Source organism: Candidatus Scalindua japonica (assembly GCF_002443295.1).
In the GTDB taxonomy this organism is placed as follows: domain Bacteria; phylum Planctomycetota; class Brocadiia; order Brocadiales; family Scalinduaceae; genus Scalindua; species Scalindua japonica.
This window is the reverse complement of the sequence record NZ_BAOS01000001.1, coordinates 288,430-313,257: the sequence shown is the minus strand read 5'-3', so window position 1 is coordinate 313,257 and position 24,828 is coordinate 288,430. Positions and strand designations below refer to the sequence as shown.

Below are 24,828 nucleotides of genomic sequence, written 5' to 3'. Positions count from 1 at the left end.
TATATTTTGTTGACAATTAGAGGCTTTTATTGTTAATTATGTAAAACATTCTGAATGATTGTTTAATTTTTAATTCCTTCTGGCAAAAGTAGTAATTACTCACATTTTACACCAAAGGAGTATTAAATAATGATAAATACGGTCTGAGGTGGACTTATTGCTAGATGTATATTTATGTGAATATCTTTGTAGTAAGGGTTTTTACTATATCAATAATATAACTTTGCAAACCATGAATTTTGAAAGGAGGCAATAAAAATATACGTAACTATCATTCAGTAAAATTAGTAGATTGTTTTTTTGCATTGAAAGTATTCATCTATTTTTAAAATGTTATATAAAAGGGGGGGTAGAAGGTGTTGAAATTAAATATACTTGCTGGTTTTTGTGCATTGGTTTTATGTGTAAGTTCTGTTGTTTACGCGGCGGATACCGAAGTGGTTCTTGAAGGAAATACAAGTGCCAGTGGCTTTTTAATTAAGAATGAGGCCGATCAAAAACTTATGGAAGTTAGGGGCCATGGCATAATTACAATGCCTGGTCATAACGTAAAAACAGATGAAGATGATACTTCTAATACGTTCTTGGGGATAAATGCGGGCCAAAATACTGCACTTATAACAAATGGCGGAAGAAATGTTGCTATTGGCTCACTAGCTTTAGTATCCAATACCATAGGCAGGAGGAATGTAGCTATTGGGCATGAGACAATGCGTGAGAACATATCAGGCAATGAGAACACTGCCATTGGATTAGTCGCATTAGCAAGTAACACTATAGGCGCACAAAATACAGCAGTAGGAATTTTCTCATTATCCAGTAACACCGAAGGTAGTCATAATACTGCTATTGGATGGCGATCACTATTTTTTAATACTGAAGGTAAGCATAATGCAGCCACTGGATACCAGGCGCTTTACAAAAATATATCGGGTGACGAAAATACAGCCAGCGGACTTAACGCACTGTATAATAACACAACAGGCATTAGGAACGCTGCATTCGGAGCTGGTGCACTCGTAGGAAACACCACAGGCAACTTTAACACCGCAATCGGCTATGGTGCAGGTATTAATGCAACAGGTACAGGCAATACCTTTATAGGCTACCAAGCAGGCTCAAGCCATACAACAGGCGATAACAAACTCTATATTGCCAAAGGTAACAATACTTTGATCTACGGCGATTTTGGAACTGGATCAGTAGGTATTAATACTACGACTCCTAATGCAGGTGCCGCTTTAGACGTAAATGGAGCTATTTTCCAGAGTGGAGTTTCGCTGCATGCTGATTATGTATTTGAATCCGATTATAAGCTAGAATCAATTAAAGAACATGCTGAATTTATGTGGAATAACAAACATCTCGCGGCTGTTCCCAAGGCAAAGGTGAATGAGGACGGTATGGAAGTAGTTGAAGTCGGCGCACATCGTAAGGGTATTGTAGAAGAATTGGAGAAGGCCCATATCTATATTGAACAACTCCACGAACACAACAAGAAACTAGAAGAAAGATTGGCAAAAATAGAGGCTCGCCTCAATGGAGGGCTATAATATGTCTAAAATAAAAATTATTATTGTATTAACAGTTGCCTTAATTGGTGTTATAAGCACTAGCTCAGTTCACGCAGCTGGACTTACAATACCATTTGGCCATACGGTTAACGTTAATACGAATGCTGTAAATATAAATGGAGACGTTAATAATGAAGGAATTCTTCAATCGACGACAGGTGCAATTAATCTCAGTGGTAACTGGTCAAATGTTGGAGCAGGAACATTTGATTCAGGCGCAGGTACAGTGACTCTCAATTCTACTACCAATGGACAGTCAGTAACTACACGTGGGACTTTATCTACTTTTAATATACTTACTGTCCAAAACACACATTCAGAAGGTGTTACATTTAGTGATGCACTCTATTGTGACACACTTAACGCAGAATCAGGTGTTCTGAAGTTATCCTTTTATACTTTAGGAACGCATACTATCGCTACTTTTAATGTTAACGGTTCATCTGGTAATTTGATAGTGCTTGCGTCAACGATATCTGGTACTCAATGGAACCTAGATACTCCATCAACGACGGTTAATTTCCTAAATGTCAGTGATTCTCACGAAATAGATTTACAGACCATTACTGCATGTGATTCTATAGGAGTAAATCAAAATAATACGAACTGGGATTTCAGTTGTTCTGGCAGTGTTAATACTCCACCAACAGCAGATGCAGGTGATAATCTTGATATTCTTACAAGCGAACAATCAGGTACTACATTAGCTGGAATAGCTAACGATATAGATGTTGAAGATTCACTTAATTATCGGTGGTTAGAAGGTTCTACTGTGTTGCTCTCTTCAACACTTGTTTCAGGTGGAGCAGCCCCATTGGATTTATCCACCTTGTCAGCTTTTAGTATAGGTGAACACACACTGACATTAGAGGTAGAAGATGGTATCAACACACCAGTAACTGATGTAATGGTTTTGACCATAGCAAACTCACCTCCAGTTGTTGCTCCAGCTGGTGCAGGAACATTTGAGGTAGGAGGAGATATTGAGTTAAGTGGTTCAGTGGCTGACTTTGATGGTGAAACCCTTAATTACAAATGGTTTGAAGTGGCGACCATATTCGAGTCCAGTTCTATTGCGACCAATGTAGGTGGGGCTCCAGTAAACTTAATTCCACACACCATATATGGAGGCTTACCAGTTGGTATTCATATAGTCACATTAGAAGCCAGTGATGGTGTCAATCTTCCAGAATCTGCAAACATTGAAGTTATAGTGGAAGATACAACCAATCCGAAGATACATGCAACGGTTATTCAAGGTGGAATACTCTGGCCACCAAATCACCAGATGGTAGATGTTGTCATTCAGGCAACTGCTTCTGATAACAGCGGATTGGTAACTCTTTCAGCTACGGTAGCAAGCAGCGAACCGCCAGATACTGACGGTGATGGTAACACGATTCCTGACTATACAACACCAGCGATAGACCAGTTTACTGGTGAAATAACTCTACAGCTCAGGTCTGAGCGTAAAGGCCAGGGAATAGGTAGGGTGTATACGATTACAGTTACGGCTACTGACGATATAGGTAACAGTTCAGATACGACAGTAGAGATAGTAGCTCCTCATGATAAGGGAAAGAAGTAAGAAAGTTTTAATACGTGAGTAGTACAAGGCGAGGCGCTTATGCGTCTCGCCTTTTTTATTGCAAGTGAGTATTGAACAAAGTGAATCTTTACCACTTCTCGTTAAATTCTCTCACAACATCTTCGGGGCTTAAGTTTAAATATATTTCTGTGGTTGTTAAGTGATCATGTCCAAGTATCCGCTGTAAAGAGGGGAGCGAGAGACCTTTCTGAACAGCGGTAACAGAAAAGGTATGACGTAACACATGGGGTGTTACATCTCTTGATATATGGGCACTGTTTGCAACTCTCTTCACAATTCTCTGCATTGTGCGGACACCTATACCGAGCGTTTCGTGTAAAGAGAAATGTCCCTCAAGCAGTGTTTGTGTACGTTGAGTTAGAGGAATGACTCTCCGTTTCGTTTTCTTTCCGTATGGTTCACCTTTTCCGTAGATTGTAATTCTGTGTCCCTGCCAATCAATGTTGTCTCTCTGAAGATTCGAAAATTCTGCAACCCTTAATCCTGTGTCGAGCAAAGTCCATATGATCAGTTTTTCGTCGTGGGTTTTGCAAGCATTAGCCAGTCGGTTGGCTTCATCTGGTGTTAACGGTTCCCGTTTATATTGGTATGACATGTCGCATATTTGTCGCAATATATTTTTTCCATTGACCGAAAAATAAGGACTTGCGAAGAGTGAAAGTAGGGAGGTGTCGTCTTTTTAGGGGGAAGGCGACAGGTTTTGATAATAATATTTGCTCACTTAACCATTCTGTTTCAAAGTTCCCTATGTTACAGATTGAATATGTAAAAACTTAAATTAAGGGCATACAGGGATATTGCTGGTGAGATGTATTGGGATATAATAGACATAAAAAAACGACTACATCCCTAAGTGTATAAAGAATGTAGGCGTCTGTATAATGAATCAATCTTAGTAAATAATTACCTAGCTTTTAACAACTGCTTTCTTCTTCCGTCTGCGTCTTACTTCCGCACCTGCAAGTCCCACTATGCCGATGCAGAAGAGGGTGATTATTGTGGGTTCTGGAACAGAATTTATGTCACGCACTGCCCAAAGATAGCCACCCCCATATTCCTTGTCCATTTCGCTCTGGCCGCCGTTAACAAAAAGAAAATGATGGGCATTATCTAGATCGGTTGTTGATAATGTACTAGACCAGTAATTCCGTAACCCAGAAGGTGCGAAGTTAGTAAAGACGTCAGGGATAAACGGGGTAATGCCATTAAAGTAGTACATATAGGCATATTCGTTGTCTAGGAGCTCTGTTGCGCTTACACTGGAGCCATCCACTATAACCATGTCACCATTGACATCCATGGACGGTAACCTCCAGTTGTTAAAACCTCCAAAGCTTAGTGTCTCTGCCCATTCCATTGCTTCATACCAGTCCATATTACCATCATGATCATATCCACTTGTCATGGCATACCTAGTATCTTGAAGCCACATTAGATCGGTATTTGTGTCTGTAATTGTACCATCAAGATTGTCAATTAATGTTGCCTGTGAGGTAGGACTGCAAAGCAGAAATGCAAAAACCAAGATGAGAAGCTTCTTCATAATACACCCTCCTTTAATTGAAATGTACAATTATATATACAGAAGCCTATAGTGTTTAATTAATAAATCAACAAGAAAATTAAAATACTGATTGAAAAATGAAAGGCTGTGACACTTCAGATTTACCAACTGATTCCGCTTGGTATCTAAATGGTGTTTATGAGGAATGATAACAAACCAGGCTTTTGTCAATGTTGTCAATGGTATGGTATTGAATAAGACTTACAGTTGCGGTGATATAATGGGGTTCATTGTAATGTGAAGCCTAAACATCAGGACACACAAGTATATTACTGGTGAGTGTGGTATGTAGTAGACATAAAAAAACACCTACATCCTTCGTTGTATGAAGAATGCAGGCGTCTGTATAATGAAACTATATTGAAATATAATTACCTAGCTATTAATTGTTTTCTTTTTTCGTCTGCGTCTTACTTCTGCTCCTGCAAGTACTGTTAAACCTATACCGAGAAGGGCGATTGTTGCGGGTTCTGGAACTGCTGCTGGCCCGCCTTCGATCTGCAGATTAAGACCTACATAATCTCCTAAGCCAGATATATTTTGTATTCGCAACTGTATGGTGTCATCTTTAAATAACGATAGGTTTTGAATGACGGAACTCCCATTACTTCCGTTCTCAAATAAGAACGGGTTCGCTCTTGATGTGGGGCCAAATTGGAGAACACCCTGTGTGAGGAGGTTACCGTTGCTGTGCAGTGACCATATATTCGTTCTACTTAACGCACGTGTTGACCAAGCTGCTCCTGATATTGAAAATACGCCATCTTCTGGACTTGTCCATTTTATTTCATGGAACTGTGACGTACTATTGGGTGTGTGTGTAACTATGTCGTCCTGCTGCCAGTCGTGGGTGAACTGTTCGGTACCATTACTCTTAAAAATGTTTTCGAAACTTTGCCCTGATCCCCACGCCTGCTGTGGGGAACCCCAACTGTCACCTCCAGCAATCCTGGCGGTTAAGAGTGCTCCATTCCTATTTAATGACCATACGCCATTGGGGTTATTTGTGTCACTCCAGTCATCCTTAATATTGTATATTGTGGTCGCATACGTAATAAGTGGGATTAAAAATAGCGATATAAGCACTATGCACAATACGACTTTAGGCTTAATATTATAATATGACTTAATTATTTCCATATTCTCTTTTCCTCCTCTACTCACTGATAAATAAAATGTAAGGGACAATGCGAGACCCATGTGCTAAATTGTAGGATCCATCTCAATATGTATCTAATTAATCTGTTTACACCCCTATTGATCGACGTAGTAAACCATAAACGTTTTTATTTGTCAACAACAAAGCCACGTTTTGTCACGTTTAAACACTACGTAGTGTGGTAAGGCGATGTTTAGTTATAGCGATTTCGGGAATGTAGAGCAACAAGATGAAAGGATTATAACATATTAGCTTGACCACCTGATTACGCTTGATATTATGAATGGTGTTAAAAAGAAATGATAACAAAGCTAAACTTTTGTCAATACTTTCAGTGGTATTCACGAAAATCAACTTGAGTGAGCTAGTAAAACACCTACCATTTCCACCACTTCTTTATATACCACCCTTATCACCTGAAGTATCAGAACCATACTCTCCCATGACTTCATCTATATGATTCCTGCACATTGATAGAAAATCGGGGTTTGTATACGCATTTTGTTGTCTGTTGTCATTAAAGATATTTTGTGCAAACTGTGGTGAGGGTGAGGTGAGCACAAAAGAGCAAGTGGTGGGCTCATAACGTTTTCATCATATGACAAAACACCCTCAAGCTTTAAACCGTCAGAGTTAAAATGCACGCATTCTTCAATCATGATACTATTAAACCTACTGTTTCATGTTAAACCTTGATATAAAAGAACATAAGACAAATATTACATGCTTTTAGTGTACTTATTCTTTCCACTGTAGTCACTAACTATAATCTGATCGTTAGCCGATTATACCTTATCACTTGCGCCTGTACATGTGAGTGGTCCACAACCACAGGGGATTGGCAGAGTGAATGAAAAGGTACTTCCCTTCCCTGGCTCACTTTCCACCCATATCCTGCCACCATGATGATTTACAATCTCTTTGCAGATGTGAAGTCCAAGCCCAGTCCCTTTCGGCTTGCCTTTAGTAGTAGTTCCTGTTTGCTTGAATTTCTTAAATATCGTCTTCTGATCAGCATCATATATTCCTGTGCCAGTATCTTTTACACTTATTATTATCTCGTTATCTTTCTTCCTTGCACGGCATAGTACAGATCCCTTTTCTGTGAACTTCATAGCATTAGAAATAAGATTAAGCATCACCTGCACCAGCCGATCCCTGTCTGCCACAACCTCAGGCAGCCCTTCATCAACATCACTTAGCAGCTCAAGTCCATACAATTCAAAGGAGCTGCTGGTTATTATTGTTGCTTGTTCAATAATTTCAGCAACTGAAACAGGCTTCATCTCCCACTCGGCTTTTCCAGACTCAATTTTTGCCATGTCAAGGAGATCATTTATAAGCTCAGTTAATCTCTCACCTTCTGAAATTATTGTGTTAAGGCCATTTTTAACCTTTCCAATTGAGACCGCAACCTTATCATCTTCAGATCTGACATTAGGAAAGATAACATCGCTAAATCTTTTGTTTATAATTTTCGCATAACCTAATACTGCTGCAAGTGGTGTTCTTAATTCATGCGAAACTAAAGATAAAAATTCAGTTTTCATCCTATCTGCTTCTCTTAATTCAACTGTTCTTTCTTCAACTTTTTGTTCCAGTGTTCGACTATGTTCCTCTAATTTCTCGTGTGAGATTTTTAGTTTTTTGGACATTTGTACAAATGACTCACTCAGTTCGCCAATTTCGTCCTTACTCCTGATAACTGCTATCTGGTGTGCAAAATCACCTCTTGCAATTCTTCTGATTCCCTCTAACAGATTTCTTATGGCTGAATTTATTTTACCTGAAACAACAAATGCAAATATAAATACCAGAAGTAGTGCCACACATCCGGATATAGCAAAAATATACGTGATCCTCGCTAATGGCAGAAATGCATCTTTGACGTCTTTCTCTGACAGAATTACCCAGTTCGTCTCAGGCACATATAATGCCATAGAAAACACCTGCACACCCCTATAATTTTTACATATTCCGGAAAATTCCCTTTTTGTATCCAGCACCCGCTGCACTTCTGGTGTATCTATAGTATTTCCAGCACTGAATTCTGCAGTATCGCTTGAGCCTGCTATCATTAACATTTTGCTGTTCACGATATAAATTGCACTATACTGTGCAACAAAATCTTTTTCGTTCGATTGAGGTACCGTTGCATGAAGAATGTTTTGAAGTATTGTACCCTTCACCTTAGTTACAAGAACACCCAGAGGTTTTTGAAAAAGCTTATCTGTAAGAATTGACGAAAATACTAACTTTAGTCTTTCATGATTTTCAGAAGGATCTGCTGCATCAGCAAAATATGGGCCCATTTGCTCGTGTGAAAGAAACGGGATTCTAAAGTAGTCTTTATGAGAGCAGTCTTTACCTACTTGCTCCAGAGAGGTTGAAGCGATGACCTTACCTGTATGGTTGAGAATCTGTATTTCAAGAATATCAGGGTCTAAGCGTTTCATATTTACAATCAGGTGAGTATTTAACTTTTCGATAATCTGAGAATAATCAGGCGGCTGGTAAGATACCTTTTCGACGCAATCTCTGATAAAACCATCAGAACTAATATCTGCAACCCTGAATCTTCTTTTTGACAATAAGAGATCCAACTGACTATTAAGACTATACGCATTAGACCGTAGCTGCTTTAGTACCTCTTTTTTCATGCTGTCGTGCATATACAGGTAAACTATCCCGCCTGCAATACCGAGAGGCAAAAGCGACACCAACAGGAATAAATAAAAAAGTTTAGTACCAAATCTCGTGAACTTCATTTTTCTATACCTAATAGTTCTGGTGAAATACTTATGCTTATCCCGCCACGAAGTTCTCCCTCTTTATACTCAAATGCCTGATCAAAAGGATATTTGCTTTCCAGAAACTGTTTAATTTCCGGACGAATTTCTCTCTTTTTACCATGACACTGTAAACATCCCACATCAACATAGATCGGCTTTATGAACCTGAATCTTTTCTTACCATCTACCTCCACCATTTCACCAATGCCAACACCTTTCCGGATGTTCAGGTAACTCTAATAATTTCAATACCTTCCTCTCCCATTCATCAGGTGAATTTGAAAGATTCCTTACTCTGAGACTTGTCTGTTTTAATTTATGCCCGGTCATCAGGCTGAAATCATTAGCTATCTGTGAACCTGCCACAGCAGGTACAAAACCCTTCATGGAATAATTTCCTGTTGCCGGATCAATATTTATGAGTTCCTGATTCTTAGCAATTACACTTCTACTTGCAATGAGCATCTCAATTGTTGTTTCTGCAACCACTTGCAGGCATTTCATACGCTTATCTTCCATGTTGTTAACTGTACCAAAATCCTCTGGGCCTGCATGGCTTAATCTTGAAACCGATACATAACATAAAATAATGATAATGAATATTGTAGATATTAATTTCGACAACTTATTGTGCATGGTATTTACCTCCTATTATATATGAACAGTTACGAAATTGCTTCACTTATAAACTCTTTTAGCCGTTTAACTTTGTGTACTCTTGTCCATGATTACTAAAGGTTTACGTTTTATAATGCCTCTATAACATGTTTTAAGAAATAATGGACAAATACGTAAAATTAAAAAAAGCCACGGTAGACCTTCCTCTGGACCCACCGAAGCTTAGATATAAAGATCTATTTGTGATTATTTTACCGGCTTCATGTGCATGTACTATTCTCACAGGCTTTCTCCCTACCAATCTTAACCTAAAGAATTTTACGTACTTTCACTATGTCGCATTTACAAATGATAAATAATTTAATTAATATTTTTTTTGATAACTATACTTAACCATACTATCAAAATAAAATATTTCAAGAGGAATGTTGAATAAAGACCCTGGTTTTGTTGATAAAGAGGAAGGCATAATCGAAACCAGAAACGGTTGTTGGTTGGCAGAAAAAAAATTTTCGTTTATTTCGGAGTTGGAAGTCCAGGCCAAAGCTTATATTTGGTGAGGCAGTTGTTGCCTTTACCTCTCTGTAAAAATATACTTAATATATGAAAAGCATATCCATCAAATGCTGGTGTATTTCATGCTTCCGATTAAAAAAGTAAGTGAGTAATTTAATTTTCCTTCTTTGATACACTTTTGTAAAATAGTTTTAACTCTTTTTCTTTTTCGCTATTGCTGATGGCTCCAGATAGCACTAATATCTGACCTATTATCCTATCATATTCCTTTTGCTTATCTAAAAGTACATTAACCTGTTCTTTGCTTAAGAGATTCATATTAATTGCTATTTCTCCAAATAAACCAGCATCACTAATCTCTCTCTGCCGCTCCAGAATAATGCTTAATTGCTGTTCAGTCAACAGGCTGTTTTTTATAGCCAAGGCGCCTAATTTCAGGCTTTTTTCAATTTTATTCTTCTGTGCTGCTTCCAAATCTTCCTTGCCTACTATCATATTGTAAAATAGTTTTAACTCTTTTTCCTTTTCGCTATTGCTAATGGCGCCAGATAATACCATTATCTGATTTATTATCCTATCGTATTCCTTTTGCTTTTCTAAAAGTACATTAACCTGTTCTTTACTTAAGAGATTCATATTAATTGCTATTTCTCCAAATAAACCAGCATCACTAATCTCTCTCTGCCGCTTCAGAATAATATTTAATTGCGGCTCAGTCAACAGGCCATCATCTATAGCCAGGACTCCTAACCTTATACCTTTTTCAGTATTAAGCTTAAGTGCAACATCTAAATCCTTCTTCTTTATTTTGCCTTTCTTGATCAAATAGTATCCAAAACTCATTTTAAAAATCCATAAAATATTTTTTATCTTATTTAATTAAGTATCTTATAATAACTTTCTCGTACCTATAAACGCACTAACATGAACAATCAAATTATATCTCTTGCTAGAATGCAGGTTTTGAGAAAAACCATACACGATTATCGCTTCTACGAAAACTTACCGTTCCAAATGATCTGGAGATATCATAATCATACTTCCATATTTCTGTATCCTCACTATAAAGGATATCAGAAGGGGCACCCAGAATACGTTCTACATCTTTTTTTGAATCAAATTTTGAGATTTTTGACCAACTATAAATAATCTGGTGCTTTGTTGGCGCAGTAGAAGTAGATGACGGTTTCATTAAAGCACATCCAACAACAGACAATATTATTACAGAAAAAACTAAGCACTTCATTGCGACTCTCCCTCCCTACTCTCCTAAATAATGTTACCCGAAGTACTCAAGACTGTTATTTATTGTATAATTTTCGTATTTTACCCCTTATTAGTTTTATGTCAATAAATAACAATGCAAAAATACATCAGACAGAAATGTAACCACATGGGGTGCGAATGGCAATATGACATCCACGGTACCCTATTGCCATCCTCAGTTTCAGCACCTCTCATGATTAATGTATAAATTATTGTATTTTCTCTTCAAGATTATCCAGGAGTATTCTTGTCAGGTTATAATTATGTATTCCGTATTTTGTTATTACATCTACAATCGACCCCGCCTTCTCCGGAAACGTGTCCATATTTTTCCGGTCATCTGCTCCACTTTCACCCCAATTACTACGGCCCTCAACTTTAGTTTGTACCTGACGGTTGATTTCTATCAATCTGTCCTTGATTGTTTGTGTCCACGCTTTGTACAGCTTACCATAATCCTCATTATGACACTCTATACAGTACTCCTCTACCCCCCTGAATTTTAATTTTTTATCATTATACCTGTGGCAATCATCACATTTAACTGCCCTGAACATCATATCCGGTAGAGGAGTAACCTCACCTATGCCGGGCTTCCCGTTAATAAAATCTGAAGGGATTTTATGGCATTCAATACAGCCTCTTTTTCCATCAGATATATGGTGGCATTTACTGCAATTGAGGTCGTATTCCAGAATACCAGTATAGTTATCATGACTGATGGAGTGGCACTCCCTGCATGACAAATCCTGCACAGTGTGCTGTGTATGTCTGAAAGAGACAGTCCATGAGAGACTACCTCTCCTCTGTGGATCAGTATTAAAATAGCTATCCATATCATCTTTATGGCATTTAACACAATCCAGGTTCGGTGTAGTATGGTGGCATTTTACACAATTGATCTCTTCATTTGTCAATGTTGCATTCTGATCCTCAACGTGACATAAACTACAATCAACACCACTTTCCACGGTAAACCCATGTATAAATCGTTTTTCTTTATATTTCATAGGATACTCATCAATTCCCTTATGACATCTATTGCACTCAGATCCCTTCAGTTCAACATGATGACATTGAAGGCAGTTCTCTTTTTTTATTATTAATTTGCCATGGTTCTCAGTATTAACCTCACTATTATCATGGCAGGATGTACAATCCAGATGCTGTTCAAATGAATGTGTCTGGTGCCTGAAAATTTCAGGTCTTCCAGTAACTTCAAATTTATTTTCGTATGCCATATAATTAACGTGACATCGCACCGTACAGGTATCCATCCTCTTTAATTCCTGAATACGTTCACTCTTTCGTAATGTTTCTCCACCAAAACCAATACTGCTTTCAGAAAAGAAAGATAATGAAATCAGTGTTATAAACAAACGGTAAATTAAAATATATTTATACATATGAATAGTTATGTATTTAACAAAATAATTTAGTTCTTGAAAAAACAGCAAAGACACTTTCCTCTCGAAAGAGAGGAAAGTGTTCAGCCAGTGTGCGGGGCAATAAACCCGACCTGAGCTTGCAGTTATAACATCAATTAGATTTTAATCTTTTAATGCTGTATGTTATCAAATCTTTAACATATTTAATATTATGTACCCCGAAGCTGCCGTCTTTTACAATCAAGTCATAATTGTGTATTGCTTCTTCGATCAGCAATCTTGATGCCCCACGATTCTGTGATTCTGTAAGCGCTTTTGATAACGAAGCTAACATTCGCGCAATATATTCCTTCTGTTCTGCCATTGTTTTATGAAATCCCTTTTGATGGCAGATGTTACAGGCCACAGGATGGACACTCATATCTTTAGTTTTATGGCATGAAGTACAGTTTACCGTAGCAAGATACATCGGGTCAGGACTCCCCTCTATTCCGAAACCACCTTTACCTGCATATATTTTTCTCTGTATTAAATAAGGCTCTTTATCAAAGATAGACCCTTGTTTCTTTGTATTAACAGAAGCAACCCCCCTTTTTTTGCCAGTGACGACCGAGGTCATCGTATAATTCTCCATTCCGATAACCGTATTCCTCTCAGGCAGAACATTGTTTATGTATTCATCACTCCACTTATGCAGAAAACCGTTATGACACTGGAAGCATTGTACCTTATGTCTCTCCACATGATCGAGGTGCATTTTCTCTGCTCCCCGGTACTCTTCAGGGATCCTTGTATGGCATCGGTAGCAATTCTTCTCTTCTACATTACTACCTCTGTGAACAGTATCAAAGTGACAGTTTGTACATGATACTTTCAGCTCCTTCTCATATTTCAGATGATCAAACTCCTTCTCATATATTTTGAACTTTTTCTGTACATCCTTATGGCACAGAGAACATTCATCAACTCTTGTTTTTCCATCAACAGCAAGCAGAGGAGTGTCTCTCTCTATAAAATGACAGACAAAACACGCATCTTCATCTATATCAAAATGTTTAGTTTTCACGGCTCCCTGTACATTTTCACCTTGATAAGAATGACATCCGGTACACATTAATTTAAGATTGGTGGGATACTGCTTCAAGTGCGTTTCGTGATTAAAAGAAAACGTATTCTTGTAACTTGATATTTCAGATAAGAGTTTTTCAATAGAATGACATTCTGTATTCGCACAGTTACTATCCTCAATTTCTGCCGACAATGTCCTGCCGCTATTATCATGTGTATGACAACTCAGGCATCCGGTATTACAGGATACTGTTTCATCCCATGAATTATATGCTGGTTTCATACTATGACATCTTGCACAGAATTCGGGAGAACAGGGCTTTTGTGCTGTTATTACTACTAATGCAACGCAACATATTATAGACAAAGTTGTTACTATGGATAGTATTATGACTGTCTTCTTATCTCTTTTTTTAATATTTTGTAACATAATAGAAATTCAGAAATCCTTATATCACTATAATCGTTCATTATTATATCCCTAAATACAACTCCGCTTTTGAAAACTCTGTTTTATCGGTTCTATCAAAGTTCGTTCTAAAAAGAACAGCCTCTAATCCCATATGTTCACTACTTATATCATCCATATCAAAATGAAATTTGAATACTCTCTTTTCTCCAGGTTTCAATTGTGTATTCATTTCCAGAAACATACTCTCTTGTGTTGAACATATTATTCTCCCAAGATTATCGTTAAGATTGATTAATAATACAATTTCTTTATATCCATATTTCCCGGTTGGAACAGAGTGTTTAACCCTGGTATTGACAATCTCTACATTACCGGTGATTTTATTTTTATCTCTTTTGATATCAGTAAATTTCAATTCTACAAATTCTTTATTTCTCTCTATAGCACTTAAACGGGAAAACGTATGTGCCTTTCCCTCCTTCTTAACATGTAATTTCTGCCAGGGTTCATTCTGGATCAGTTTACGATTTACAGCAGGCATATGGCAATCCTGACATGTTTCATCATTGCTATTATCAACATACTTTAAATATTCCTCAAATGTATCAACATGACATTTGCCACAAAGTTCACTCCTTTTATACAGGTCCTCATTCTTCTCAGTTGGATGTGGAGCAATTCCCGCATGCGGACCTGACAATTTACAATCTACAGTAAGATGGCACCCCTGGCAGTTGACACCGTCACTTAGATTATAATCTCTCTCCTCTATTTCACCATTTTCCGGTTTTATTATTGAAGTTTCTGTATTATCACCTGTATCATTTTTTAATGATGTAAATATCGTTTTGGGAACATGGCATCTGATACAAAATTCAAATTCGTAATTGTTAGTGGCAACCCTGAATTCTTCACTAGTGTAGCTTTTAGAGTGCAATGACCCTGCCCACTCCTTATAAATGTCAATGTGGCACTCACCGCATTCCTTTGATCTCACTGACCCTTCTCCCCTCTTAACGAGTTCAGGATGGAGATTTTCAATGATCTTACAGCCTGTGGCAGCTATAACAAGGAAAACCAAAATGCTAAAGATGCGTAAAAATAGCTTAAAATCTGTATGTTTATAAATCATTTGTTTTTAGTGTAAATTAATAAAATTGCTATCTACAATACCCAAAGCAATGATCATTAACAGATTAATAATGACCAGGGACAGAAAGAGTGGTTTCTTCCATAAACTTCGTTCCTGATTTCTATTAAGAAACGGAACAGTAATAAATACTATTGCATAAATGGTAAGAATAGTAATACACCAGATCTTATTAGTTACTAAATTTGAAAAAGAATAGAATGGAAGCAAAAACCACACAGGTCTGGTTCGATGCGAAGCAAATTCCTCTGTTGATTTCTGAAATGATTCCGGAAGAAATAAAACAGCCAGCATAATTGCGCTTAGAAGAAGAAAAGTGAGCAAAGTATGCCTGAGTATCTCATTAGGAAAGAACGGTTCCAGTTCTTCTTCACTTCTTCCTTGTCTATAGTCCACCATGGTTTATTAAATAGTACGAAGGACGAGAGGCAAAAGAATCGTCTCTCATAGTTCAACGATCGTGCCTGGACCATCCATTACCGTAACCCAAAAATAAATCTGTAACAATTCGTGTAGTTTATGTCTAACTTCTTTTTAGTTACAATGGCCCTGAAATACCTGTTCTACATACCATCAAAAAATGGAACCCCATGAAAACACACATCAACAGAGGTATACAGGCAATATGTAACGCATAAAGTGCAACGAAACTACGCGTAGAAACTATTCCCTCATCTTGATAATCACCCACTGCATGGTCAGCCACCACGGTTGGCATCCCGATTTCACTTCCAACTGAGTTTATACCCCAATATGACAAATCATTAGCCGGAAGACGGCTACCGGTGTAACAGATAATTAAGGTTAATACTAACAGCGAAGCTCCGGAAACCCAGTGCAGTTCACGCGGTTTCTTGTAGATCCCCTTAAACAAAATTCTTAACATATGCGCAAATACAAGTGATATCATGAAGTGAGGAGTAACGGCATGTACCTTCTGTATCAACCACCCATACGGGAGCGCGTGTCTTATGTACTGAACACTGTTAAATGCTTCACTGGGTAAAGGAACATAGTAGAATATAAGAAAAATTCCCGTACCAACCTGAATTACAAAGGCAACCAGCGCCAGACCACCCATGCAACCAAACCAACTTAGCCCCCTCGGAATTAACTTCTCAGTAACATTTTTTTCAATTACCCCTTGAATCTGGTAACGTTCATTAAACCAATCTTTGATGCTCATTATATTATTTTTATTTTTCCCGCAGGTTTTACTCCGAACTGTAATTCTGGCTAGATAATTAAGCCCTTTGGGGAAACGGATACTACGGGCTCCGATTACTGTTACTTTTCAACAGAATTCAAAGCACCGTCCAATATATCAGTCAATTCATCAATATTATCTTTATCGATTATCAAAGGAGGCTGAAAAGCCAGAACATTACGACTACTCCCTGTCTTTCCTATAAGCGCCCCTTTATTCTTCATATATTCCAGGATCATATCAACCTCCTGAACCGCAGGTTCTTTATCCTGATTAACAAGCTCTGCACCCAGCATCAACCCTCTACCTCTGACATCACCTATTAATGTATGTTTCTCTTGAAGTTCTTTCAGCTTTTCTTTGAGATATTCACCCATCGTTTTTGCATTATCAACCAGATTATATTTATTTATAACGTCAAGAGTAGCTAATGCGGACACGCTTGTTACAGGGTTTCCTCCGAATGTAGACGCTCCAGGTCTTTTATAAGAAGACGCAATTTTATCCGATGTAATAAACCCTCCAACCGGTGTTCCATTAGATATTGCTTTGGCAAATGTCATAATATCCGGCTCAACACCTGAATGCTCAATTGCAAACATCTTTCCGGTCCTCCCGAAACCAGTCTGTATTTCATCTATAATAAACAATATACCATGCTTATCCAATATCTCCTTCACCACTTTAAAATATTCGTCAGGCGGAGTAATAATGCCACCATTACCCTGTATGGGCTCTGCAATAAATGCCGCAACCTCACCCGATGTAGAGGTTTCTATTACCTTTTCTATCTGCCCTGCACATTCAATATTACAATCAGGGTATTCAAGTTTAAAAACACATCGATAACAATAAGCATCAGGAACAAAGCTGATTCCGCCAACAGGATTCGTATCAGTTCGCCAGAACTTTAATCCTGTCACGCTCATAGTCAATTTAGTTCTTCCATGCAGACCGTTATAAAGTGAAAGAAATTCGTGTCTACCGGTATATATCTGGGAAAGCAATAACGCACCCTCATTAGCTTCAGACCCACTTGCGCAGAAAAAACTTTTTCTCAAGTCTGGAGGCGTTATCTGTGCAAGTCTTTCGGCAAGATCTACTATTGGCTGTGTTAGATATATCGTTGTGGTATGTTGAAGTGTTTTTACCTGCTCACAGATCTTGTCGATAATTTCAGGATGACAGTGCCCCGCATTTAATACTGAAACCCCGGCATAAAAGTCCAGATATTTTTTTCCTGAATGATCATAGAGATATTGCCCTTTTCCTCTGACCATCTGTACTGGTTCCTGATAAAAATGATAGACACAGGGAATCAAAAATTCACTTTTTTTTCTTATTATTTCCTCTGGGCCAATAAATGATTCTTGATTTTGCATGGTTATATCAAGTTAAGCCTGAGCATATTACAATCATTAAAATATCAGCCAACATGTCAAACTTCTTTATTCAAACGGTAAATCTGATTTCAGCTTTTCCAGACTAATTATCTATTTTACCAATTATAAGAAGAAACTCCCGGTTTTGCTTGTATGGTTTCCATTCGGGTAGATTTTCCAGGTTATCTATTTTCCATTCCTTATCAATAGCTTTCCTCAGGTATTTAAACGCTTCTTTTTCTCTCTCAAGTCTGGCATTAGAAGCAGCAAGATAATAATAGTCCTCACCCCATATCCTGGTGGGAGGAAAAACATCTCGGCTGAGTTCCAGTGCTTTCATATAGGACTGTTCTGACTTCGCATAGTCACCAAGCTTGTAATGTAAAAGTCCCACGTATCGGCAATATTTAACACGCATATCACGTGCTAGTCGAGAAGGATCATTTTGCAGCATAGCATTCACACTGTTCAGATGATTCTTCGCGTCACTAATTTGTTTGTTTTGCGTCAGTCCATAAACGTATGGTACCTGAAAATAAATATTTTCCGGATAGTGTTCCGCAAGCCATTTAGAGTTATGATAAAACCCGTCCCAATCCTCCTCACCACGATAAGTTCTCAGGAGTATTTTTCTCGCTTCTACAGAAAGTAAAGAGCTATTATCACGGACAAGTTCCAGCTGTCTGATACCCTCATCCTTATCACCCGTCGTGCCACCAAGAAGAAATGATAACGCTTTAACAAATTTAGGCATAATAGCAGAAAAATAGTTATATATACCCAGACCAAGATACGCATCGTGATACTCCTCATCTTTATCAACAATTTTTTTCAGTATTTTATAACCTTTTTTACCTTTCCAGAAAGCCTTCCACATTTGACCGTTCAATATATAAAATCTTCCAATATTACCTGTCGCACCTCCAAGACAATACTGAGCGCCCTCATCATCCGGGTTTGTCTTAATCTGTTTGTGAGCAACTTCTATAGCTTTATTGTTGAAAAAAAGTATCTTCTCTTTCAACCTCTCAACTTCTTCCTCCGTTGTATTATTCAGGTTCTGAAACATATTCAGATAGAGACCACCTTTAAAAAGATAGGGTTCAGGATCATCAGGCCATTTATTGATTGCCTCATCAAAAACTTTTTCAGAACGTTCTCTATCCATTTGATATGACAATTCCATTGCCTCTCTTATCTTTTCTATTATGGGGTCCTTCTGCGACTTCTCATCTTCTATCACCTCCCCATTAATAGCTTCGCTCAATAGAATGACAAGAATAATAAAAAAAAGAAAATCAGTAATTATCACAAATTTTTTCATTTTATGGTATTCCTCATGATTCAGTAAAATGGTTTTGGTAAATAGTACAGATAATCAGTATATATTTTATAGTATAATCACCATTTTTCATTTGAAATTTGTTCCATCCTTATGCTAATTGGCCTGGGTCGCGGTCTTCATCACTTCCAGTGTACTTCTTGAACGAGTTACATCCTGGGAATAGGCGCATAAACTGAGACCCTTTGAACTCTTTTCCAACAGGTTATTCCATTCAGATTCAGGTAAAGGAAGAAAGACACTCGGATTCTCCATTAATAAGTCCATACGTCTCCGATAGTGATTTACTACTGTTTCCATCAGATCATCCTCATAATACTGTGCTTCTATTCTGAACACTTCAACATCTGTCATCAGGAATGAGTTCAGATATGGCAGCACGCACAAATCTGACGCAAACATAATATGGTTCCTGCAATACTGGTCTACCTCTATCGTCCTGATTTCACCCTTCTCATCCTTCAGCGCATAGTTAATATAACGACATGGCAATCTACAGCTGCTTTTTGCGTTTGTCTTAGTCACCAACATTGCCGGCAGGCAATGTTCCAGCAACATACCTGGAAGAGATCCATGTACTATACACTCTACCGGAATCGCTGAGTGCTTTGCGAGTTCATAAAGATCATTGAATGACGATTCAATAGAAGAAGTAACTCTTTTTACACCGGATTTTTCCAGCATTTTAATAGAATCTTTATTCAAAATATTAAATGAAAAATCAGATATTATGTTCAGACTAAATTGATTCGCGCAGTGCAAAGCACCCAGGTTATGGACCAGCACACCATCGACTCCAACTTTCTCTCCTACATCAAATAGCCATTCAATCTCTGATAATTCACGTAAAGTGCATATACGCGGTGTACCGTATACAATCTTCCTACCCATATCATGTGCCATCTTAACCGCATCCCGCAAACCCTCCTTCGTCCACCCTTCTCCTCTGACAGGTGACACCTCAGCCGCCAGATATACGTAGTCAGCGCCCGCAGTCAATGCCTTTGTGACCGCATTAATGTTTGAAACTTTTACCGCCAGAGACTTTTCGTTTTCCGGGCCCCTATTATCCGTCTCAAACGGATTTTGATCCAGGTCATTTAATGTTAAGTTTTTTTCTCTTGCTCCACGGCTCAAAAACAGTGGTTCTTTGCTTCCAGAATAATCAAATACATTTGATGTTGCGTAAGAGAATGCCATTGAAGTGGTAAAATCTCTTACTCTGTCTTTATACATTTTTTCAAAATCCTCTATCTTGTGCCAATACGTAAATGGTGAACTTAAATAATCATCAATAGCTTTCCGATATAACGTGACAATAGGCTTGAGAAAACCTTCATGCCGCATCCTGCCCTCTATCTTAAAAGAACTTACTCCTGCCTGAATCATTTCCGGGATATGCTGGAACATGCACATATCTTTCATGGCAAGCAGATAACCGTCTGGTAAGTCTCCAATCTCCTCACCGGATTTGCTTTCTACAATACTATACTTCCATCTACATGGTTTCATACATTCACCACGATTCGCACTTTTACCAAATATCACTCCGCTGGAGTGACATTGTCCACTCTGGCTCACACACATATCACCGTGAACAAAATATTCTGTTTCAATTCCAACCTTTTCTCCTATCTCCTTTACCTGAAAGAGGGTAATATCACGAGACGTAATAATCCTTGATACACCCAGGTTTTTCAATTCGGTCGCCATCTCTACACTATGCACATTCATCATCGTACTGGCATGCATCGGTATATCGAGTTTCTTTTCGTTGACCAGGTTAATAGCTCCCAGATCATGTACTATGATAGCATCTACTTTAATATCCTGAAGATATTTCAGATAATCATATAGTCCGTCCATTTCAGCATCACTGATAAGATTGTTTACTGTCACGTATACCTTTACATTCCGCTCATGCGCATATGCAACTGCCAGCGCAAGCTGCTCGTCCGTAAAATTAAAATCAGAACGATGCATACGCATATTAAACTGCTTGCCAGCAATGTATACCGCGTCAGCCCCCGCACCAATCACGGCCATAAATACATCCCACTTACCGGCCGGGGCAAGTAATTCAACTTTTGTTTGTGATAATTTCATTTCATGGCCTTTCTAAAAAAATTTGAACGGTTTAAACAGCTTAAACCATGCCTGTTTCTTAACTTCAGGCACTTATTTTCACCTTAATATAATCCGGTCTTTACCATAGTATTATTATTTTCCAAAAGTGTCGGGTTCCTGACCCCATCCTGAGTAATACCATAATCAATTGCCGTCGATGTTGGGGGTATCCGAACAGCTTTGTCACGTTCAAACATATTTGGAATAAAAAAGCTTTCGTCTAACCTGTGAAAAACTACCTGGCCTTCTTCACCATAATTAACGATCTTTGACAAACGCTCACTACCTGGCACATTACCATCAGCCATTTCAACCACCTGTACTATCATCCTGGGACCAAGCGGAAAGTAATCAAGGTCATAAGTAGATGACGCTTCTATTTCGAGACATAAACCAAAAAGCGTATTACCATATCCTGAAATGTGAACAGCATTGGGGAAATTTTCCTCTTTGAAGCACTTCAATGACTCTGTTCCTATTGAAATACCACCGTAATGTACACCTTTTATGGCCCTACGCTTTTGATCACTCATGCGCAATGCTAATCCCGCGAGAACCGGAGGAGTGGTGTATAAGACGTCTATTCCCTGTGTCTCTATAATATCCATCGCCTGCTCCAATACGTGTTCAAGATAACGTTTACTTCCGATTGACTCAGGCTGCATTTTTTTTGCCCATCGCGGATCGAAATCTATAGAAAACGGATCCATGCTTCCCATTCCATTCGCAACAGGCCCTACTGCCTTACCAATTATGTGCGGACCACTCGGTCCAATCCACAACCAATTTCCTCCAGTAGGAAAATCACGCTTTTCGGCAATAAAAGCGAACCAGTCAACGAAGATCGCACGAAATTCCTCCCTGCGATAAGCAGTTACCTTGGGCCTGCCAGTAGTACCTGCTGTTTCACCTAATATAAAATCACTTTTTTTGTCCAGAAATATTTTTGGAATGAAATGCTCAATGGGATATCTCCGTAAATCATCTTCACACATTGGCCCGAGAATCTTTAAATCATCAAGGGTCTTTATCTCTTTTCTCGCATCAATCCCCAACTCTTTCTCTTTGTCAAGCCAGTATTGACTTCCATGGTCAGAATCAAAGTGTCTTGATACAACTGACGGCAACCATTCATCAGTTGATAAACCAAACCACTTTGAGTTCGGAGATTGAAATTGATCAACTTTGTTCAGATTTAACATTTTTTGTAAGATATTACGTGACAAATAACTGTCTCTGAATTCCTCCCAGGAAGGAGGTGATTATACCTTGCTTCCCCGGATAAAAGGCACCGAGGACATCTAGCAAGGAGTCCGGCTCCGACTAAAACCTTGGTTTAAATAATAAAATACATGATGGTAAAATAAGTAAAACAGCGACAATTGCGCTAACCATTGTTATACCAGTCAGCAATCCAAAATATTGAATGGCCTTAAAGTTCGAAAGACAAAAAACCAGGAACCCACATGTTGCAACAATGGTAGTAAAAATCAGTGCCCTGCCTACTCCGGAGAGTGTACGCTGAATTGCAAGGTAATGATCCCTGTCTTTCTTAAATTCTTCTTTGAAACGATAGAGAAAATGGATTGTATCATCAACCGATATCCCTATCGCGACACTCGCAATCATTATTGTCGCAACATCCAGATTTACGCCCACGTATCCCATAACACCCAGGGTAATAGCAATGGGAATCAGGTTGGGTATCATACTCATCATGCCAATCCTTGCCGATTTCAATAGCAGTGCAATGCATATAAAAATCATGACAAAGGCCAGAGTGAATGTCTTTATCTGACTTTCAATCAAGTATCCCTGCATATCCATAATAAGTGAAATGATGCCCGTAATTGTGCAACCAACACTTAATGGAAAATTTACCTTTATGAATCCTTCGATATCATTTACTATCGACTTGTATCTGGACGAACCTACGTTCTGCATCCTTACAGAAACACGTCCTTCGTTGTGATCTTCCGTGTAAAGGCTTTTGACTATACTGTCTCCATGAAGCGAGGCCAGCTTTACATAATCAATCGCCTTATCCTTTGTTATCACCTGACTATCGGGGTTATCTTTATTGAGTAACTTGTTTAGATATTTTACATAATCCGCTACAGAAACGCTCTTAGTCACCTCAGGTATTCCTTTTAAATAGTCTTGTAATTTCTCAATCTTTACAAGAACATCCGGCTGAAAAATGCCTCCCATATTTCCGGCATCAATAACTATGTCCATGGGAATAAGTCCCATTAATTTCTGCTCAATATGTTCCGTTGATCTTGCTATCTCACTGCTCTCAGGAAACGACTCAAATATGCTGGATTCAGCTTCAATCTTTGTGATTCCATAAATCGCAATACCAACAGACACCAAACTCAAAACAAAAATATATATCGTATTATTCTTAACAAACTTTCCAATAAACCCGTAGATGCCCAAGAATTCCTTATTGCTTGATCCACGTTCTTTGTGAATATTCATGAAGGGCCTGCTCATCCATCCTGGAAAAAGAGAAAGCATGCCCGGAACAAGAGTTATACAGACAAAGAATGACATCATTATTCCTGCAGCCATAAATATGCCGGTAGTTTTTACCGGAGTTACATCACTGGCTATCAGTGAAAGGAAGCCAATTGAAGTAGTAACACACATCAGAAAACAGGGCACACATATGTATTTGACTGTTTTCTGTATACTTTCTCTCCTGTCCCCCGAAAGCTTAACTTCCTGATAAAACCTGTTTAGTATGTGTACTGTAGTAGCCAGAGAAATTACGAAAATAAGGGGTATAAGCATCCCTGATACCATATTCATCTTATTATCAAAAATAACAAACAAGCCAACTGTCCACATAATATTAATGCTGATCGTTATAGCTGGAATTAATACACCGGAAATATTTTTAAAAAGTACTACAAGTATAACGAACGCCACTGCAAACATTACAGGAGTGAAAGTCCTCATGTCTTTTTGTGACATTCGATCCAGTTCTGTATTTACGATTGATGGGCCCGCCAGAAAGAAACCTTTCTGTGGGTCATTTACCTTACCCATTCCTTTTCGTAATACAGGCTGAGACGATCCATTATTATTTTCAATTTCTACTACCCTCAGTATCTCCCTGGTTTCTTTTACCAGTTTCACTCTTGATTCCGGTGATCCCTTTGCCACTGTCGCTATAATTGCAGTTGTTTCACCATCGGTTGATACCACATTATTAATGTACATCGGATCATCTAAAATCTTTTCTTTAAAAACCTCAATGACGGATCTTGCCCTGTTACTCTTTAAAACCTCTTTAAAATAGGGGGCTGACAACTTATCCTTGTAAACACTTGCTAAAGACATTACGCTCCTTACACCTTTAATCGACTCCAATCTTGTTGCTATATCATTAATTAACTTAATCTTTTTACCGGTAAAAAGATCATCACCATCAAGTGCGATTATAAGAAACTCATCATCCCCAAACTTGTCTATAAAGTCGTAATAATAATCAAGCTTCGGATCGTTATGTTTCAACCATACTTCAATGGAATTATCAGTCTTACATTTAATTGCATAATACCCGAACAAACCGGTTAAAAGCCCTATCAGGACAAGAAACACTATACGATATTTCAGTATTATTTTTGCAATCCACTCCATATT

Annotated in this window: 20 protein-coding genes; 2 read left to right on the top strand and 18 right to left on the bottom strand. The window is 38.2% G+C overall.

The genetic code is table 11. The annotated features are described in order from the left end of the window. Positions 1 to 356: 356 nt before the first annotated feature. Positions 357 to 1,553 (top strand): hypothetical protein, encoded by a 1,197-nt coding sequence (locus SCALIN_RS01215; protein WP_096892444.1) that lies wholly within the window; start codon positions 357 to 359, stop codon positions 1,551 to 1,553. A gap of 1 nt (position 1,554) precedes the next feature. Beyond that, positions 1,555 to 3,162: an autotransporter outer membrane beta-barrel domain-containing protein gene (locus SCALIN_RS01210; RefSeq protein WP_096892443.1), complete on the top strand. Its 1,608-nt coding sequence runs from the start codon at positions 1,555 to 1,557 to the stop codon at positions 3,160 to 3,162. A gap of 88 nt (positions 3,163 to 3,250) precedes the next feature. Here the strand turns inward: SCALIN_RS01210 and SCALIN_RS01205 are convergent, their stop codons facing one another. The 18 genes from SCALIN_RS01205 to SCALIN_RS01110 all read right to left on the bottom strand — a co-directional run bounded on the left by SCALIN_RS01205 (position 3,251) and on the right by SCALIN_RS01110 (position 24,825). Further along, positions 3,251 to 3,778, bottom strand: coding sequence for a tyrosine-type recombinase/integrase (locus SCALIN_RS01205; RefSeq protein WP_096892442.1), 528 nt, complete (start codon positions 3,776 to 3,778; stop codon positions 3,251 to 3,253). Between the two features lie 312 nt (positions 3,779 to 4,090). Then, a complete protein-coding gene (locus tag SCALIN_RS01200; RefSeq protein WP_096892441.1) occupies positions 4,091 to 4,726 on the bottom strand; it encodes an Lcl C-terminal domain-containing protein in 636 nt (211 codons plus the stop codon). A 396-nt stretch (positions 4,727 to 5,122) separates the two neighbouring features. Further along, entirely contained in the window at positions 5,123 to 5,887 is a 765-nt protein-coding gene (locus SCALIN_RS01195; RefSeq protein ID WP_162532096.1) for a PEP-CTERM sorting domain-containing protein, read from the bottom strand. 804 nt (positions 5,888 to 6,691) lie between these two features. Further along, a complete protein-coding gene (locus SCALIN_RS01185) occupies positions 6,692 to 8,674 on the bottom strand; it encodes a HAMP domain-containing sensor histidine kinase (protein ID WP_096892438.1) in 1,983 nt (660 codons plus the stop codon). Further along, complete coding sequence (locus SCALIN_RS23300; RefSeq protein ID WP_096892437.1) at positions 8,671 to 8,895, bottom strand: Tll0287-like domain-containing protein; 225 nt, start codon at positions 8,893 to 8,895, stop codon at positions 8,671 to 8,673. The genes SCALIN_RS01185 and SCALIN_RS23300 overlap by 4 nt, the downstream gene beginning before the upstream one ends. A 1-nt stretch (position 8,896) precedes the next feature. Next, positions 8,897 to 9,334: a c-type heme family protein gene (locus tag SCALIN_RS23295; RefSeq protein WP_096892436.1), complete on the bottom strand. Its 438-nt coding sequence runs from the start codon at positions 9,332 to 9,334 to the stop codon at positions 8,897 to 8,899. Between the two features lie 651 nt (positions 9,335 to 9,985). After that, the gene (locus tag SCALIN_RS01165; protein ID WP_096892434.1) at positions 9,986 to 10,675 is read right to left on the bottom strand and encodes a hypothetical protein; all 690 of its coding nucleotides are present in this window, start codon (positions 10,673 to 10,675) and stop codon (positions 9,986 to 9,988) included. Between the two features lie 106 nt (positions 10,676 to 10,781). After that, positions 10,782 to 11,078 (bottom strand): hypothetical protein, encoded by a 297-nt coding sequence (locus tag SCALIN_RS01160; protein ID WP_096892433.1) that lies wholly within the window; start codon positions 11,076 to 11,078, stop codon positions 10,782 to 10,784. Between the two features lie 229 nt (positions 11,079 to 11,307). Then, complete coding sequence (locus tag SCALIN_RS01155; protein ID WP_162532095.1) at positions 11,308 to 12,504, bottom strand: cytochrome c3 family protein; 1,197 nt, start codon at positions 12,502 to 12,504, stop codon at positions 11,308 to 11,310. Positions 12,505 to 12,637: 133 nt separating this feature from the next. Further along, on the bottom strand, positions 12,638 to 13,984 hold the full coding sequence (locus SCALIN_RS01150) for a NapC/NirT family cytochrome c (protein WP_478210001.1): 1,347 nt from the start codon (positions 13,982 to 13,984) through the stop codon (positions 12,638 to 12,640). Positions 13,985 to 14,027: 43 nt separating this feature from the next. After that, the gene (locus SCALIN_RS01145; RefSeq protein ID WP_162532094.1) at positions 14,028 to 14,963 is read right to left on the bottom strand and encodes a multiheme c-type cytochrome; all 936 of its coding nucleotides are present in this window, start codon (positions 14,961 to 14,963) and stop codon (positions 14,028 to 14,030) included. 141 nt (positions 14,964 to 15,104) lie between these two features. Then, on the bottom strand, positions 15,105 to 15,515 hold the full coding sequence (locus SCALIN_RS01140; protein WP_096892429.1) for a cytochrome b family protein: 411 nt from the start codon (positions 15,513 to 15,515) through the stop codon (positions 15,105 to 15,107). 139 nt (positions 15,516 to 15,654) lie between these two features. Then, positions 15,655 to 16,302: a cytochrome b N-terminal domain-containing protein gene (locus SCALIN_RS01135; protein ID WP_096892428.1), complete on the bottom strand. Its 648-nt coding sequence runs from the start codon at positions 16,300 to 16,302 to the stop codon at positions 15,655 to 15,657. Positions 16,303 to 16,403: 101 nt separating this feature from the next. Further along, a complete protein-coding gene (locus tag SCALIN_RS01130) occupies positions 16,404 to 17,705 on the bottom strand; it encodes an aspartate aminotransferase family protein (protein ID WP_096892427.1) in 1,302 nt (433 codons plus the stop codon). Between the two features lie 103 nt (positions 17,706 to 17,808). Continuing rightward, the gene (locus tag SCALIN_RS01125) at positions 17,809 to 19,029 is read right to left on the bottom strand and encodes a tetratricopeptide repeat protein (protein WP_096892426.1); all 1,221 of its coding nucleotides are present in this window, start codon (positions 19,027 to 19,029) and stop codon (positions 17,809 to 17,811) included. A gap of 114 nt (positions 19,030 to 19,143) precedes the next feature. Further along, positions 19,144 to 21,153 carry a peptidase U32 family protein gene (locus SCALIN_RS01120; RefSeq protein ID WP_096892425.1) on the bottom strand — a complete coding sequence of 670 codons (2,010 nt, stop codon included), beginning with the start codon at positions 21,151 to 21,153 and terminating at the stop codon, positions 19,144 to 19,146. A gap of 83 nt (positions 21,154 to 21,236) precedes the next feature. After that, positions 21,237 to 22,400 (bottom strand): acyl-CoA synthetase family protein, encoded by a 1,164-nt coding sequence (locus SCALIN_RS01115; protein ID WP_133111578.1) that lies wholly within the window; start codon positions 22,398 to 22,400, stop codon positions 21,237 to 21,239. Between the two features lie 97 nt (positions 22,401 to 22,497). Next, positions 22,498 to 24,825: an efflux RND transporter permease subunit gene (locus SCALIN_RS01110; RefSeq protein ID WP_096892423.1), complete on the bottom strand. Its 2,328-nt coding sequence runs from the start codon at positions 24,823 to 24,825 to the stop codon at positions 22,498 to 22,500. Between the last annotated feature and the right edge of the window lie 3 nt (positions 24,826 to 24,828).

Coding starts and splice junctions, on each gene's coding strand:
- SCALIN_RS01210 (WP_096892443.1), top strand. CDS start 1,555: ATGTCTAAAATAAAAATTATTATTGTATTAACAGTTGCCTTAATTGGT.
- SCALIN_RS01205 (WP_096892442.1), bottom strand. CDS start 3,778: ATGTCATACCAATATAAACGGGAACCGTTAACACCAGATGAAGCCAAC.
- SCALIN_RS01200 (WP_096892441.1), bottom strand. CDS start 4,726: ATGAAGAAGCTTCTCATCTTGGTTTTTGCATTTCTGCTTTGCAGTCCT.
- SCALIN_RS01195 (WP_162532096.1), bottom strand. CDS start 5,887: ATGGAAATAATTAAGTCATATTATAATATTAAGCCTAAAGTCGTATTG.
- SCALIN_RS01185 (WP_096892438.1), bottom strand. CDS start 8,674: ATGAAGTTCACGAGATTTGGTACTAAACTTTTTTATTTATTCCTGTTG.
- SCALIN_RS23300 (WP_096892437.1), bottom strand. CDS start 8,895: ATGGTGGAGGTAGATGGTAAGAAAAGATTCAGGTTCATAAAGCCGATC.
- SCALIN_RS23295 (WP_096892436.1), bottom strand. CDS start 9,334: ATGCACAATAAGTTGTCGAAATTAATATCTACAATATTCATTATCATT.
- SCALIN_RS01165 (WP_096892434.1), bottom strand. CDS start 10,675: ATGAGTTTTGGATACTATTTGATCAAGAAAGGCAAAATAAAGAAGAAG.
- SCALIN_RS01160 (WP_096892433.1), bottom strand. CDS start 11,078: ATGAAGTGCTTAGTTTTTTCTGTAATAATATTGTCTGTTGTTGGATGT.
- SCALIN_RS01155 (WP_162532095.1), bottom strand. CDS start 12,504: ATGTATAAATATATTTTAATTTACCGTTTGTTTATAACACTGATTTCA.
- SCALIN_RS01150 (WP_478210001.1), bottom strand. CDS start 13,984: ATGTTACAAAATATTAAAAAAAGAGATAAGAAGACAGTCATAATACTA.
- SCALIN_RS01140 (WP_096892429.1), bottom strand. CDS start 15,515: ATGGTGGACTATAGACAAGGAAGAAGTGAAGAAGAACTGGAACCGTTC.
- SCALIN_RS01135 (WP_096892428.1), bottom strand. CDS start 16,302: ATGAGCATCAAAGATTGGTTTAATGAACGTTACCAGATTCAAGGGGTA.
- SCALIN_RS01130 (WP_096892427.1), bottom strand. CDS start 17,705: ATGCAAAATCAAGAATCATTTATTGGCCCAGAGGAAATAATAAGAAAA.
- SCALIN_RS01125 (WP_096892426.1), bottom strand. CDS start 19,029: ATGAAAAAATTTGTGATAATTACTGATTTTCTTTTTTTTATTATTCTT.
- SCALIN_RS01120 (WP_096892425.1), bottom strand. CDS start 21,153: ATGAAATTATCACAAACAAAAGTTGAATTACTTGCCCCGGCCGGTAAG.
- SCALIN_RS01110 (WP_096892423.1), bottom strand. CDS start 24,825: ATGGAGTGGATTGCAAAAATAATACTGAAATATCGTATAGTGTTTCTT.